15 protein-coding genes are annotated in these 12,538 nt (G+C 59.8%); 11 read left to right on the forward strand and 4 right to left on the reverse strand.

What is annotated here, in order from left to right; translation table 11 throughout:
- A complete protein-coding gene (locus B3V69_RS04830) occupies positions 1-591 on the forward strand; it encodes a sensor histidine kinase (protein ID WP_296444306.1) in 591 nt (196 codons plus the stop codon).
- Between the two features lie 63 nt (positions 592-654).
- Positions 655-2,901, forward strand: a complete 2,247-nt coding sequence (locus tag B3V69_RS04835) for an EAL domain-containing response regulator (RefSeq protein ID WP_296444307.1) — start codon at positions 655-657, stop codon at positions 2,899-2,901.
- Between the two features lie 15 nt (positions 2,902-2,916).
- On the opposite strand, the gene B3V69_RS04840 is transcribed toward B3V69_RS04835, so the two are convergent.
- Positions 2,917-3,249 carry a DUF2917 domain-containing protein gene (locus B3V69_RS04840; RefSeq protein ID WP_296444309.1) on the reverse strand — a complete coding sequence of 111 codons (333 nt, stop codon included), beginning with the start codon at positions 3,247-3,249 and terminating at the stop codon, positions 2,917-2,919.
- A gap of 143 nt (positions 3,250-3,392) precedes the next feature.
- On the opposite strand from B3V69_RS04840, the gene B3V69_RS04845 reads away from it, so the two are divergent.
- The 4 genes from B3V69_RS04845 (at position 3,393) to B3V69_RS04860 (ending at position 6,310) form a co-directional block, all read left to right on the forward strand.
- The gene (locus B3V69_RS04845) at positions 3,393-4,388 is read left to right on the forward strand and encodes a LysR substrate-binding domain-containing protein (protein WP_296444311.1); all 996 of its coding nucleotides are present in this window, start codon (positions 3,393-3,395) and stop codon (positions 4,386-4,388) included.
- Between the two features lie 46 nt (positions 4,389-4,434).
- Positions 4,435-4,683 (forward strand): hypothetical protein, encoded by a 249-nt coding sequence (locus tag B3V69_RS04850; protein WP_422662606.1) that lies wholly within the window; start codon positions 4,435-4,437, stop codon positions 4,681-4,683.
- A gap of 197 nt (positions 4,684-4,880) precedes the next feature.
- A complete protein-coding gene (locus B3V69_RS04855) occupies positions 4,881-5,507 on the forward strand; it encodes a TetR/AcrR family transcriptional regulator (protein ID WP_296444313.1) in 627 nt (208 codons plus the stop codon).
- A 50-nt stretch (positions 5,508-5,557) separates the two neighbouring features.
- Positions 5,558-6,310 (forward strand): amidohydrolase family protein, encoded by a 753-nt coding sequence (locus tag B3V69_RS04860; protein WP_296444315.1) that lies wholly within the window; start codon positions 5,558-5,560, stop codon positions 6,308-6,310.
- 184 nt (positions 6,311-6,494) lie between these two features.
- Here the strand turns inward: B3V69_RS04860 and B3V69_RS04865 are convergent, their stop codons facing one another.
- Entirely contained in the window at positions 6,495-7,127 is a 633-nt protein-coding gene (locus B3V69_RS04865; protein ID WP_296444317.1) for a TetR/AcrR family transcriptional regulator, read from the reverse strand.
- Positions 7,128-7,198: 71 nt separating this feature from the next.
- Here B3V69_RS04865 and B3V69_RS04870 point away from each other — a divergent pair, with 71 nt between their 5' ends.
- Together B3V69_RS04870 and B3V69_RS04875 are read left to right on the forward strand one after the other, a co-directional pair.
- Positions 7,199-8,107: a fumarylacetoacetate hydrolase family protein gene (locus B3V69_RS04870; protein WP_296444319.1), complete on the forward strand. Its 909-nt coding sequence runs from the start codon at positions 7,199-7,201 to the stop codon at positions 8,105-8,107.
- Between the two features lie 13 nt (positions 8,108-8,120).
- On the forward strand, positions 8,121-9,035 hold the full coding sequence (locus B3V69_RS04875) for a type 1 glutamine amidotransferase domain-containing protein (RefSeq protein ID WP_296444321.1): 915 nt from the start codon (positions 8,121-8,123) through the stop codon (positions 9,033-9,035).
- 104 nt (positions 9,036-9,139) lie between these two features.
- Here B3V69_RS04875 and B3V69_RS04880 read toward each other — a convergent pair whose 3' ends face one another.
- Both B3V69_RS04880 and B3V69_RS04885 read right to left on the reverse strand, forming a co-directional pair.
- Entirely contained in the window at positions 9,140-9,463 is a 324-nt protein-coding gene (locus B3V69_RS04880; protein ID WP_296444323.1) for a type II toxin-antitoxin system YafQ family toxin, read from the reverse strand.
- Positions 9,405-9,719, reverse strand: coding sequence for a type II toxin-antitoxin system RelB/DinJ family antitoxin (locus tag B3V69_RS04885; RefSeq protein ID WP_296444325.1), 315 nt, complete (start codon positions 9,717-9,719; stop codon positions 9,405-9,407). The genes B3V69_RS04880 and B3V69_RS04885 overlap by 59 nt, the downstream gene beginning before the upstream one ends.
- A gap of 497 nt (positions 9,720-10,216) precedes the next feature.
- Between B3V69_RS04885 and B3V69_RS04890 the strand changes: the two genes are divergently transcribed.
- The 3 genes from B3V69_RS04890 (at position 10,217) to B3V69_RS04900 (ending at position 12,215) form a co-directional block, all read left to right on the forward strand.
- A complete protein-coding gene (locus B3V69_RS04890; protein WP_296444327.1) occupies positions 10,217-10,459 on the forward strand; it encodes a CopG family ribbon-helix-helix protein in 243 nt (80 codons plus the stop codon).
- A 2-nt stretch (positions 10,460-10,461) separates the two neighbouring features.
- On the forward strand, positions 10,462-10,749 hold the full coding sequence (locus B3V69_RS04895) for a type II toxin-antitoxin system RelE/ParE family toxin (protein ID WP_296444328.1): 288 nt from the start codon (positions 10,462-10,464) through the stop codon (positions 10,747-10,749).
- A 224-nt stretch (positions 10,750-10,973) separates the two neighbouring features.
- The gene (locus tag B3V69_RS04900; RefSeq protein ID WP_296444329.1) at positions 10,974-12,215 is read left to right on the forward strand and encodes an ATP-binding protein; all 1,242 of its coding nucleotides are present in this window, start codon (positions 10,974-10,976) and stop codon (positions 12,213-12,215) included.
- Positions 12,216-12,538 lie beyond the last annotated feature (323 nt).

Consider the following 12,538-nt stretch of genomic DNA (forward strand, 5'->3'; position numbering starts at 1 on the left):
GTGCAAATCACCGAAGACATCACCGTCATACTGGAACGCAACCTGACGCGCGCAGCCGACATCATCGGGCATTTCAAGCAGCTCGCCGTCGATCAGGTCAGCGAAAACCGGCGGCGCTTCAAGCTGGTGGACGTGATCTCCGACACCCTGTCGGCCGTCAGTCCGCAGATTCGCAAAACGCCGTACCACATCGCGCTGGATCTCGACTCGTCGATCGAAATGGACAGCTATCCCGGCGCCATCAGTCAGGTTCTGACCAATTTCGTGACGAATGCGCTGATGCATGCCTTCGATGGACGCCCTTCCGGCACGATGACGATCCACAGCGTCAAGGATGGCGAGGATGCGTTGAAACTGTCCTTTCGCGACGATGGCAACGGCATCGCCGCCGATCGCATCAGCCGCATTTTCGATCCCTTCTTCACGACGAAATTCGGCCGGGGTGGCACCGGCCTGGGGCTGTATGTCGCCTATAACCAGGTGCAGGAAATTCTCGGCGGGCGCCTGACTGTCAGCAGCGAGCCGGGCCACGGAACCTGCTTTGATCTATTTCTGCCGTGCGCAGCGCCAGCCAGGAAGACGGCGTGTTGATAGCCGCTTGTTGCTTATATACTGTCCCCGGTCAGGGATATTCGATTTCTTGGAGACTGTCACATGACAACATCGACGTCGCCAGAGGATGATTTGGTATTCCTCGACGAAACCGCGGCGCACGGATTCAACCTGCCGCGCGGGGCCACCGGTGTCTGGCGGGTCCTGATCATCGACGACGACGCCGACGTGCATTCGGCCACCACTTTCGCCCTCGGCAACCTGGAAATGCAGCATCGGCCGCTGGAGTTCCTGCACGCCTTCTCGGCGGCCGAAGCGCGCGCCCTGCTCAAGAATGAACGAGACATTGCCGTCATTCTTCTCGATGTCGTGATGGAAATGGAAGACGCCGGCCTGCAACTGGTGCGCTATATCCGTGAAACCATGGGCATGACGGAAGTACGCATCATCCTGCGCACCGGCCAGCCGGGCTACGCGCCCGAGATCGATGCGATCCGAGATTACGACATCAACGATTACAAAACCAAATCCGAACTCACCCGCATCAAACTGTTCACCACCGTCACCGCAGCGATCCGCTCCTATGAACAAATCCGCGCGATCAATGCGAGCCGACGCGGGCTCGACCTGATCGTGCGTGCCGGGACCGAATTGATGGCGCTGCAGGGCTTGCAGAATTTTGCCGCCGGCGTCATCACCCAGATCGCCGGACTGCTCAGCCTGACCCCGGAAGGACTCCTGTGCGTGCAGGAAAACCTGGACGGCGAGGAAGGCGAGGAAGCCGGACTGTTCGTCATTGCCGCCGCCGGCAATTTCCTGGATTTCATCAACCAGCCAATCAGCGCCATCGGCGATCCGCGCATCACCGGTGCGCTGGGCCAGGCACTGCGCGAACGGCGCAATATTTACGGCGATGACTTTTCCGCGCTGTACTTCGCCGGCAAGGCCAAGCGCGATTTCGCGGCATTCCTGAACACCCGCACGCCGCTCGACGATATCGACCGGCGCCTGCTCGAAGTCTTCTGCGGCAATATCTCGGTCGGACTCGACAACGTATTGATGGTGACGCGCCTGCATCATTTTGCGTTCTACGATACCTTGACCAAGTTGCCCAACCGCACCCGGATGGTCGAGATCATCAACGAGATGCTCGCCACGCCCGCCCGCAGCGAAGCCACCCTGGCGCTGGTCGACATCGATCATTTTTCCGAAACCAACGACGCGCTAGGCCATCAGTTCGGCGACCTGTTGCTGCTGGCCGTTGCCGGTCGCCTGCAATCGCATCCGGGCAAGCAACTGGTCGTGGCGCGCATCAGCGGCGACACCTTCGGCGTGCTCGGGCATGCCGACCTGGTCAATCCGCCGATGATCCTGGCGCAGTTTGAAAAGCCGTTCAGCATCGATGGGCAGGACGTGCAACTCTCCGCCACCACCGGCTTGGTGCATCTGCACGATTATGAAGGCGGCGGCACCGATGCGCTCAAGGACGGCGACATCGCGCTCAAGCGTGCCAAATTGCAGCAGCGCGCCGGCCATTTCTACTTTTCGCACAGCATGGCGGTCGATGTGCGCGAGCGGGTGCGCATGATGCACGCGCTGCGCACGGCATTCGAGGAAAAGCGCCTGTTCGTGGTGTACCAGCCGCAGATCGACCTGGCCACGCGCCAGGCCACCGGCGCGGAAGCGCTGCTGCGCTGGAAGACTGCCGACGGCACTTTCATTCCCCCCGACCTGTTCATTCCGATCGCAGAATATTCCGGCATGATCATCGACATCGGCAACTGGGTCATGCTCGAAGCCTGCCGTGAACTGGTGCGGCTGCGCAGTCTCGGCTTCGTCGATTTCATGATGTCGATCAACGTATCGCAGGTGCAGTTCCGGCATCCGCATTTCCTCGACACGCTGCATAAGGCTCTGCTCGAGACCCATGCGCCGCCAGCGTTCGTCGAGCTTGAGATCACCGAATCGATGGCCATGGAAGACCCCGACGTCCTGATCGAGCTGCTGGGGCAAATCAAGCAAACCGGTGTCAGCATCGCGATCGACGATTTCGGCACCGGCTTTTCGTCCCTGAGCTACCTGCAGCAACTGCAGGCCGACCGCATCAAGATCGATCGCGCCTTTGTCATCGAAATCACCAATTCATCGCGCGGCAGCAGCATTGCGGAAATGATTATCCAGCTCGGACGCAATCTCGGCCTTGCCGTGATTGCCGAGGGCGTGGAGGACGAACGCCAGGCCGACATATTGACCGAGCTCGGCTGTCCCCTGGCCCAGGGCTTCCTGTTCGCCCGGCCCATGACCGCAGACCATCTCGCCGCCTGGCTGAAAAGCGATGGGCTCGCCTGATTTTGCTCGGGGTGCTCAGTAGTCCGGCACGTTGGTGCGTCGAAGGGTTCGCGCCACCCACCCGGTAACCGCTGTGAGCGCGCGCGTTAATCCCGGGCGCTGGACGCGGTCCACGGCGGGTTCGGTGATGCGCAGTGTGGACGGCGCTCCGGCGTGCAGCAGCGTGCGCCCATTGCGCTCGACGGTCCATGACTGCCCGGCGCCGAGCACGATGTCGCGGATATCGCCATCCATCGTAATCCACAGGCAGCCCTGGTCCAGGGACGCCATGGCGCCGGCGGCGTCGATCAGTTCAACGGTATCCCAGCGCGCGAGCAGCAGGGCGGAATTGTTGACGACGAGGTTCATTGGTGGCTCCTTTCTTGCATGCGTACAATGCATGCGATGGCAGTGGGTCCGATAGGTCATGGCGGTTGCTGATAGTTGGAGTATCCCTGCAGATCTGGAACCGATCAAACGGGAAATGGGCACTTGTGCCATGATGTTTTAGCATGCCAAAACCACGTGAAATTCCGTCGCTCGACTTCCTGAAAGGCTTTGACGCCGCAGCGCGCCATCTGAGCTTCACCCAGGCGGGCGCGGAAATGTGCCTGACCCAGTCCGCGCTCAGCCGGCAAATCAAGACGCTGGAAGAGCAGATCGGGCATCCGCTGTTTGTGCGCGGGCATCGTGCACTGCGCTTGACTGAAGCGGGGGCAGCACTGCAACCGGTGGTACGCGCGGTGCTGGCAGAACTCGCGCGGGCGGTCGCGTCCATTCGGGCCCGGCGCGGGGTGCGCCGCGTCAGCCTGTCGACCACGATTTCGTTCGCGAGCCTGTGGCTGATTCCCCGTTTACCCAAGTTTCGGCAGGCGCATCCGGACGTCGAGGTGTTTGTTTCGGCGGACAACCAGATCGTCGATCTGGAGCGCGGCGAGATCGACGTTGCCGTGCGCTTTGCGGCGCAGGAGCGGGCGCCCGCCAATGCGACGTGCCTGTTCGGCGAACGCGTCGTGCCCGTGGTGAGCCCGGCGTTGTTGCAGGACCGGGCCCGGCCGCTGCGCCGACTTGCCGATCTGAAGTGGCACGTCCTGCTGCATCTGGAGGACCCGCTGGGCCGCACGCCCTGGATCGACTGGAACACCTGGCTCATATCCTCGGGCGTATCCGATCTGAAGCCGGCTGGCAACCTGCGCTTTTCCCAATACGATCTGCTGCTGCAGGCGGCCGTAAGCGGGCAGGGTGTCGCGCTGGGCCGCAGCCCGCTGATCGATCATGCGGTGGCGCGCGGGGACCTGGTCATGCCATGGCCGAAACGCTACGACTCGCCGCGCGGATACTTTGCGCTCAGCGGATCGCAGGCGTCCGGCCGCCCCGAGGTTCAGCAGTTCATTGCATGGTTGCGGGAAGAGGCGGCCGCTGGGTCCGACGCAAGCGCCGCCACCGTGGTCGGCGAGGCAAAGGCCAATCCGCCGCGTGTCGCGAAACGCACAGTCAAACCACGATAGGCGTTGCCGCCGTGTCGCGGCTACCGCGCAGCGATAACCGCCTCGATTGATTGACCTGTACGCACCATTCATCAAGGAGACGCTGGCCAAGTTCCCGACCCTGGCGGCCAGTCGGCTGTACATCATGGTTCAAGAACGCGGTTATGGCGGCGGCAGCTCGCATTTCCGTCATCTGGTGGAGCCACTGCGGCCCCGGCTCGTGGCAGAGGCCTACTTGCGGCTTCGTACCCTGCCTGCTGAACAGGCCCAGGTGGACTGGGCGCACACATGGACATGTGATGGTCGGACGGGCTAAGCGGCCCCTGATGGCCTTTGCGACGGGGATATCCCGTTTTAGGACGGCAAGGCGGGTTGCGGTCGTTTGCTCCGCTCTAAAGTAGCCAAACTTAAGCCCCTCGTATTTCCAACCAGTGCAAGAATTTGAATTTCACGACATCAAGTCAGATGATGTGGCTTGCGCAAAACAGAGTATTACTCTAGAGTACTACTCCATTGCAATTTGAATCACAACATTTGTCCACCACTCGTCAATCACTCCTCGACACTGCCCTGAATTTCTTCACCCTTGTTGGCTATGAAGCCGCAACGGTTGCAGCAATATGTCAATCTTCTGGAGTGTCCAATGGGAGCTTTTTCCACCACTTCGGGTCGAAAGAGGGCCTGGCCGGTACTCTTTTTCTTGAGGCACTGAGGTCATACCATGCAGCGTTAGTTGAGGAACTGCCCATTAACCCCACTGCTCCGGAAGGTATCGCGTGGTTGATTGCGGCCCATGTACGCTGGGTTGTCGCACATCGCGCAGAAGCGCGGTTCATGTTTGAGCAAGTACGCTCGGAGTGGCTGGCACCGATTCAGGTCGAACGGCAGGCAACAAACATGGTGTTGGCCAAAGCCATCGAGGCATGGCGCAAACCACTTATTGAGAAGGGCGAGTTGGAGAACACCCCTCCACTAGCGTTTTTCAGCCAAGTCATCGGGCCTGCCCAATTGCTGTGTCGCGTGTGGTTATCGTCGCAAGCGGATTCTGACCCGATGCAACACGTGGAATTCTTCACCAACTGCGCCATTCGAGCATTGGTAACTCAACCGAAAACGGCCAACAAAAGGACCAAATCGTGATTATTGATGCATGGGCACAGCACCCCACCCTCCGACACACCCAAGACCCCATGTTTGACTCATTGCGTCGTTGGACGAAGGCCTCCATTCCCACAGAGCAGCTTCCCGTTTCCGCAACTCTTGCCATGATGGACCAAGGAGGGGTTTCGAAGAGCCTGATAAGTGCGTGGGTAGCTCCCCGAAACGTGATGATTTCGAATGAAGAAGTGGCTGGCTTTGTTGCGCAGGCGCCTGACCGTTTAATTGGCGTTGGCTCTGTGGATATATCAAAGCCGATGAATGCAGTCAGAGAAATTCGGCGCTGCATCAACGAACTGGGGTTCAAGGCTATCCGTGTCTTGCCTTGGCTGTGGGAGTTGCCGCCTACCGACCGTCGCTTTTACCCGGTCTACACGGCCTGTTGTGAACTTGGTATACCTTTTTGCACTCAAATTGGTCATACGGGCCCGCTGATGCCCTCCGAGGTAGGTCGCCCCATATACATCGACCAAGTAGCACTGGACTTTCCTGAATTGAAAATCGTTGCAGGGCACATTGGGTACCCATGGACGGATGAGGCGATTGCTGTCGCAACAAAGCACGAAAACGTCTTCATCGACACGTCCGCGTATACCGTGAATCGATACCCTGCCCAATTAATCGAATTCATGCGTGGGCATGGTCGAAGCAAGGTGCTGTTTGGTACCAACTATCCCATGATAATGCCCGCAAAGGCGCTTGACGGACTCGATAAACTGGCATTGGGAGAACCTGTTGAAACAGCTTTCCTGGCTGGTAATGCACAACGAGTGTTCGGCATCTGATTGAATTCGCAATGTCCAATCTCAATCGGACCGTAAGGCTGATTGACCTCGCAGTTCAGGTGCAGCTTGCGCCGCCAGATCCCAGTCCAGTTCGATTTCGACACCCTCGCCCATCTGCGCATCACAGGTAAACCAGTTACTCCTGAATTGATAGCTGCTTGCGACCATTTCACGGGGGCTAGCGCTAGTTTTTATTCTGATCAAGTCCCAGATAACGCAACACCACGGTGCAAATTTCCTGCTCCAGGATATCCACCGTGAACGCGGGGCGGCCATCGATGACCGCCGCATGCACCAGTGACTCCACCGTGTGGAACAGCATCAAGCTGGCCAGGTCCAGGTCAGGGGGCAGGATGTGGGCACGGTGCGCCTGCAGCAAGGTCTTGGTCAGTGCCCGCATGTCGGATTCGATATCGGTGCGGCCGTCGGTCGCATACGGACGTGGTACCTCCTGGCCCAACACCCGGTGCAGTTGCGGGTCGACCCGGTGCGCCGCTATGACGGCATGCACCAGGATCTTGACTGCGTCCGCAGCGCTGGCCTCGGCGGCACCCGCGCCCATGTGCGCCAACATGGCCAGCATCTGCTCGGCATGGCGACGCCGCAGGGCCGTGACCAGCGCCTGCTTGCTCGGGAAGTACTGGTACAGCGAGCCAATGCTGACCCCTGCCTTTTCCGCGATGCGGTTGGTGCTGGCGCCCGCGTAGCCGTCGCTCACCAAAACGCGAGCCGTCGCGTCCAGAAGCACATCGACCGTGGCTTTGGAGCGGGCCTGGCGCGGCGCTTTGCGGGGCTTGAGTGCGGACGTGGTGGCCATGGGCAAATGCGAGTATGAAATATGAGTGATTACTCATAATATTGCCACAGCCTGTTCTATGAGTAAAGCCTGTGCCCCTGTCCGCGTCGAGCCCATCCCCCGCGGCGCCGCTGTCGGCCACCCCGCCCGCTGGCCGCTTCATCCCGTTCGACTTGGCGACGGGCGCCACCTATGCCCTGGGGCTGACCTACGCCGACCACATCCGTGAGACCGGTGAGAGGCCGGGTCGGCCGGTGGTATTTCAGAAGCACTGCGCCGCCACGCCGGGCGAGGGGGCTCGCGTCGCGACGCCGACGCCCCAGGCGCTGTGTGATCTGCTGCTAGCGCTGGACCCCGCGTTGGCCGCCTGGCTGTCCCCGCGCTTGGGCGCCATCCCGCCTCTGCTCGACTACGAAGGCGAGATCGGCGTGGTCCTGTTCGATCCGGTGACCGAGGCTGCCCTGGCCACCGGCGCACCGCTGCCCAGACTGGGTTTCTTTCTAGCCAATGACCTGACGGCGCGCAGCATCCAGATCGCCGGCGAAGGCACGGCAAATCGACTCGACTTTTGGTCCTCAGCCAAAAGCCTGCCCGGCTTTCTGCCCGTCGGCCCACGCGTCTGGTGCCCGGATGGCGTCGGCCCGGAGGCACTGCCGCAGGTAGTTTTGCGGACACACGTGAACGGCACACTGCGCCAGTCGGCCTCCACCGGGACCGTGCTGTACACGCTGCGGCAGATGCTGCAGGTCGCGGCGGTGGTGGCCCCCGGGCGCTGCCTGCGTGCGCACGACCTGGTGCTGACCGGCACGCCGGCTGGCATCGCCCTGTCGGTGCCGCGCTGGAAGCGCAGGCTGGCTCTGTTGTTGGCGCGGCGCCAACGCATACGCGCGGCCGTGCGCAGTGCCGCCGCCAATCCGCGCTTTCTGCAGCCCGGCGACACGGTACGGGTCAGCGCCGATTGGCTGGGCAGTTGTGAATGCACGATTGCCGGTGCCGCATGACAAGGGGCTCACCATGAAGAAACTCAACATTGTCATGCCGCTGCCAAGCCACGACTTCGACCCGAGCGAGGTCGCCGTCACCTGGGGCATTGTGCGGGCCGCCGGCCACAGCGTGACCTTTGCCACGCCTGACGGACGGCGCGCCCATGCCGACCCGCGGATGCTCACGGGCGAGGGGCTGGACCCCTGGGGCTGGGTGCCGGTGTTGAAAAAAATTCGTTTGATTGGCCTGCTGCTGCGGGCCGAGTCCGGCGCGCGCCAGACCTACCGTGCGCTGGAACAAGACCCGAATTTTTTACACCCGAAACGCTATGAAGCGTTGCGCAGCCAGGACTTCGACGGCCTGGTGCTGCCAGGCGGCCATGCACGCGGCATGCGCCCGTACCTGGAGAGCCACAGCCTGCAGGCCTTTGTCGCCGACTTCTTCGAATCACACGACACGGCGGGCCAGCCCAAGCCGGTTGCGGCCATTTGCCACGGCGTCTTGCTGGCCGCGCGGTCCCTCTCGCCCAAAACCGGCAAGTCGGTCTTGTATGGCCGCAAGACCACGGCCCTGACCTGGAAGCTGGAGCGTTCGGCCTGGCAGCTGACCCGGTTTCTGGCGCGCTTTTGGGACGCCACCTATTACCGCACCTACACCGAGGACCAGGGCGAGCCCGTGGGCTATTGGAGCGTCGAAATGGAAGTCAAACGGGCGCTGGCGCACGACGCTGATTTTTGCGATGTACCACCGGGCACCGAACACCACGCCCGCAAGACCAGCGGCATGGTGCGGGACCGCCTGGACGACGCGCGCGCGGCCTGGGTGGTGCGAGACAGCCACTACCTCTCGGCCCGCTGGCCGGGCGATGTGCATACTTTTGCCAAGGCTTATGTGGCCATGCTGAACGCGCAGTACGGTGCCGCCGCGCTGAGAGCCAACGGATAACGGCAAGCGGCATTGCGCAGCTCTTTGGGCACCATGTGCCAACTTGGCGCCATTTTTTTGCCAATCGTGCATGCATCCATTTCATGCAACTGCTTTCTTTGTGGCTATCGCCCAAACAGTTCTGAGTGCGTGCCTGCACGAACAAAAATCACACTGTCCGCCTGCAAGCGGTAAATCAGCAGCAGATCACCTTTTGCATGGCATTCACGGTGATCAGCCCATTCGCCTTCCAGCTCATGGTCCAGCCATTCGGCTGGCAATGGCCCTTCATTGGCAATCAACAGCATCATGGCTTCCTTGAGCCGCTGCATGTCCTGCTTGCCTGAGTGGGTCAGTTTCTCCCAATCCTTTCCAAATTGACGTGTGTGATCAGACTTTTTTGGCAGAGGCGCGCGTTTTGCCTTTACCGGTTTTTTTATCGAGCGCATCAAAAAGTTCTTTCGCAGAGCCGAAACGTGCCGCCGTTATTTCGCGGGCCTCGATCATGGCTGCAACTGTTTCTGGCGTGGGTTTGCGAATTTCAAAAGGCAAACCGCGAACTGCCACCACTTGTCGCAGAAACAACCGGATGGCACCGCTCAGGTCAAGACCCAAATCGGCGAGCACTTCGGCAGATTGTTTCTTCAAGTCAGGCTCAATCCGTGAACGGATTTCAGCTGACTTCCCATACGTTGCTGCTTGCATAGTGTTTGTGATTGAGTGATTAAGTAGTTGATGCGTTTGCGTCTAAGTTTTTACGTTTGCTTTTGATTTAGTATTTAAATTGAGTGTTTGGATTTCTTGCAGTACGTAGCGTCAATGTAGCTACAAATTAAGTCGCTGTCAACTGTCGTCGTGAGTGGGTGTGCTTACGCCGATGAGCCGCTTCGGCGGGTTAACTGTTGGCGCCGACGCCAAATGGACCCAGGCTGCCGATTTCCCGTGACCCAGCGCGATGCCGTGTATTCGTTGCTGGGTGCGGGATGGCAGCCCTTGCGAGTGGGTCAGTCCAAAGTCGGCACCTGGGTCAAAAACGAATCGGCGCCAACATGCTTGTGAGTTTGAACAAGGCAGAAGCCAAAGCTGTAGCGCTACGTCACCCATTGAAATCCATCCTTCAAGAAGCCTTGTTGCGGTAAGTTGAGTGTTTGCAACGTTTGTATGACGTACACTGTAATGCCGTGATTCTGGAGGTTTAAGCCATGTCCACTGCCGAAAAAATTCTGAATGTTCGTCTCCCCGTCGAGCTGCATGGTCAGTTGGAGCAGCTGGTGCAAGCCACGGGCCGCAGCAAAAGCTTCCTGACCGTAGAGGCCCTGAAAAGTTATGTAAGCCAGGAACAATGGCAGATTGCGGACATTCAAGCCGGCCTGCAAGAGGCAGATCAGGGTGAGTTCGCGACGGCGGAAGAAGTACGCGCCGTGTACGCCAAATACGGGCACTGAGCGTGGAGCTTCGATGGACGCGCAAGGCGCTTGGAAATCTGGATCAAATTGCCGCCTATATTGGACAGGACAACCCCACGCGAGCCAGCTCTTTCGTCGGGGAAATCAAGGAAAAGACAGAGTTGTTGGTTGCGTTCCCCGCTCTGGGTCGGCTAGGCCGGGTACCCGTCACCCGTGAACTGGTAGTGCATGAAAACTACGTGGTGCCCTATCGCGTGAAAGGTGACACCGTGCAGATCATCCGTGTCCAGCACGTCGCCCGGCTATGGCCGAAGCAGTTCAATCCATGAGTGTGTTGGCGCCGTCCTGCAGTTTGTTGGCCTCGCCGTTCTGGCGCTTCACGACGTTCTCTGACTGGCCGTAGCAGCGCCCAGGCGCACGCGGGCCACAAGGCAAAAGCGGCGCCTGGCGGTATAGTAACTCCGAATTTCACAGATTTTTATTCCGATATTTACGGCATATGATTCCGTATTTTACGTAACTAAATTCCGAATTTAGCGGTATTATTCGACCCATGAATGCAAGCACGCTTTACCCACGTCTCATCCAAGCCCGCCTCAAAGAGGCCTTGGCTGATACCCCGGTCGTGTTATTGGCTGGCCCGCGCCAGTCAGGAAAGACGACCTTGGTGCGCCAACTGGCGGCCGAGCCTGGGGTGCGCTACCTAACGCTGGATGACGAATTGACCCTGCTGTCTGCCCGCCAGGACCCCACCGGCATGATCCGCAGCCTGGACCGGGCTGTGATCGATGAGATTCAACGTGCGCCGCAACTCCTGCTCGCCATCAAAAAAAGTGTGGATGAGGACCGGCGACCCGGACGTTTTTTGTTAACCGGGTCAGCCAACCTGATGCTGCTACCCACCGTGGCGGACTCTTTGGCGGGCCGAATGGAAACCCTCTCCTTATTGCCGCTGTCACAGAGTGAACTGCATGGCTCAGATGCCAACTGGATTGACGCCGCCTTTGCCGGGCAACTGCTCAAGGTGTCTACGCCGATTGTGGCGGCCGCCTTGATCGAGGCTGTGCTGCAAGGGGGCTATCCAGAGGCCATTTCGCGCGCCACATCGCGCAGGCGAACCGCCTGGGCGCGCCAGTACATCAAGGCAATCATTGCCCGCGATGTGCTGGACGTGGCAGGCATCGACAAGCTCGACCACTTGCCGCTCTTGTTGCGCTGCCTGGCCCAGGTATCCGGCCAGATGTGCAACTACACCCAACTCGGCGGCCAGGTGGGTCTGGACAGCAAAACCGCAGCGCGTTATGTGGGTGTGTTCGAACAGATGTACTTGCTCACACGGGTGGATGTGTGGGCCAGAAACCAGTTGAAACGGATCGTCAAAACACCCAAACTGCAGTTCATCGACTCCGGGTTGCTGGCGACTCTGATCGACCTTAATGCGACTGAGATACAGCAAAACCGCAGCCGGTTCGGCCATGTGCTGGAGGCGTTTGTGTACGGTGAGTTGCTCAAACACACCACCACCGCCGAGGGCGATTACCGGCTGTTGTATTACCGTGATCTGGACAAATTCGAGGTGGATGTGGTAATCGAAAACGCTGCCGGGCAACTGGTGGGCATCGAGGTCAAAGCCGCCGCCAGCGTCAATGAAAGCGATATGCGTGGCCTGAAAAAGCTGGCCAGCGTCGCGGGTGTTCAGTTCAAGATGGGGGTGCTGCTGTATGACGGACTCGAGACCTTGCCACTGGGTGATGGCTTGTGGGCTGTGCCCTTGTCTACTTTGTGGGGAAACTAGTGTTGGCAGCGCAGTGCGGCCTTACCGCGCCGGTCAGGCGGACGAGCGGGCGCAGCGCGGGATTCATATTTCGATCAACGTTTGCCCAGCGACGGGCACGTTGTCCAATAAATAGCGGCTGCCTGCTGTTGCCGCAGCAAACAGATCAAGCCCTTCTGAATGACCGAACCAAGGTGTATGCCGTAACCCGCGATGCCAACCCAAATCGTTGGTCCGGTCCGACCCGCAGGAAGATACGCAGCACCATGTTGAGAACAGCCCCGTCGCGCTGCATGAAGTAGCGCAACCTCGTTGGTACCGACAGCACCCACTGGCGCACCGGC

Source organism: Rhodoferax sp. UBA5149, from assembly GCF_002413825.1.
In the GTDB taxonomy this organism is placed as follows: Bacteria; Pseudomonadota; Gammaproteobacteria; order Burkholderiales; family Burkholderiaceae_C; genus Rhodoferax.

Excerpts from the sequence above, each read along its gene's own strand:
- B3V69_RS04880 (WP_296444323.1), bottom strand. The coding sequence starts at position 9,463 with ATGCGCTCGATAAAAAAACCGGTAAAGGCAAAACGCGCGCCTCTGCCA.
- B3V69_RS04875 (WP_296444321.1), top strand. The coding sequence starts at position 8,121 with ATGAAGAAACTCAACATTGTCATGCCGCTGCCAAGCCACGACTTCGAC.
- B3V69_RS04860 (WP_296444315.1), top strand. The coding sequence starts at position 5,558 with ATGTTTGACTCATTGCGTCGTTGGACGAAGGCCTCCATTCCCACAGAG.
- B3V69_RS04835 (WP_296444307.1), top strand. The coding sequence starts at position 655 with ATGACAACATCGACGTCGCCAGAGGATGATTTGGTATTCCTCGACGAA.
- B3V69_RS04885 (WP_296444325.1), bottom strand. The coding sequence starts at position 9,719 with ATGCAAGCAGCAACGTATGGGAAGTCAGCTGAAATCCGTTCACGGATT.
- B3V69_RS04840 (WP_296444309.1), bottom strand. The coding sequence starts at position 3,249 with ATGAACCTCGTCGTCAACAATTCCGCCCTGCTGCTCGCGCGCTGGGAT.
- B3V69_RS04865 (WP_296444317.1), bottom strand. The coding sequence starts at position 7,127 with ATGGCCACCACGTCCGCACTCAAGCCCCGCAAAGCGCCGCGCCAGGCC.
- B3V69_RS04890 (WP_296444327.1), top strand. The coding sequence starts at position 10,217 with ATGTCCACTGCCGAAAAAATTCTGAATGTTCGTCTCCCCGTCGAGCTG.
- B3V69_RS04900 (WP_296444329.1), top strand. The coding sequence starts at position 10,974 with ATGAATGCAAGCACGCTTTACCCACGTCTCATCCAAGCCCGCCTCAAA.
- B3V69_RS04845 (WP_296444311.1), top strand. The coding sequence starts at position 3,393 with ATGCCAAAACCACGTGAAATTCCGTCGCTCGACTTCCTGAAAGGCTTT.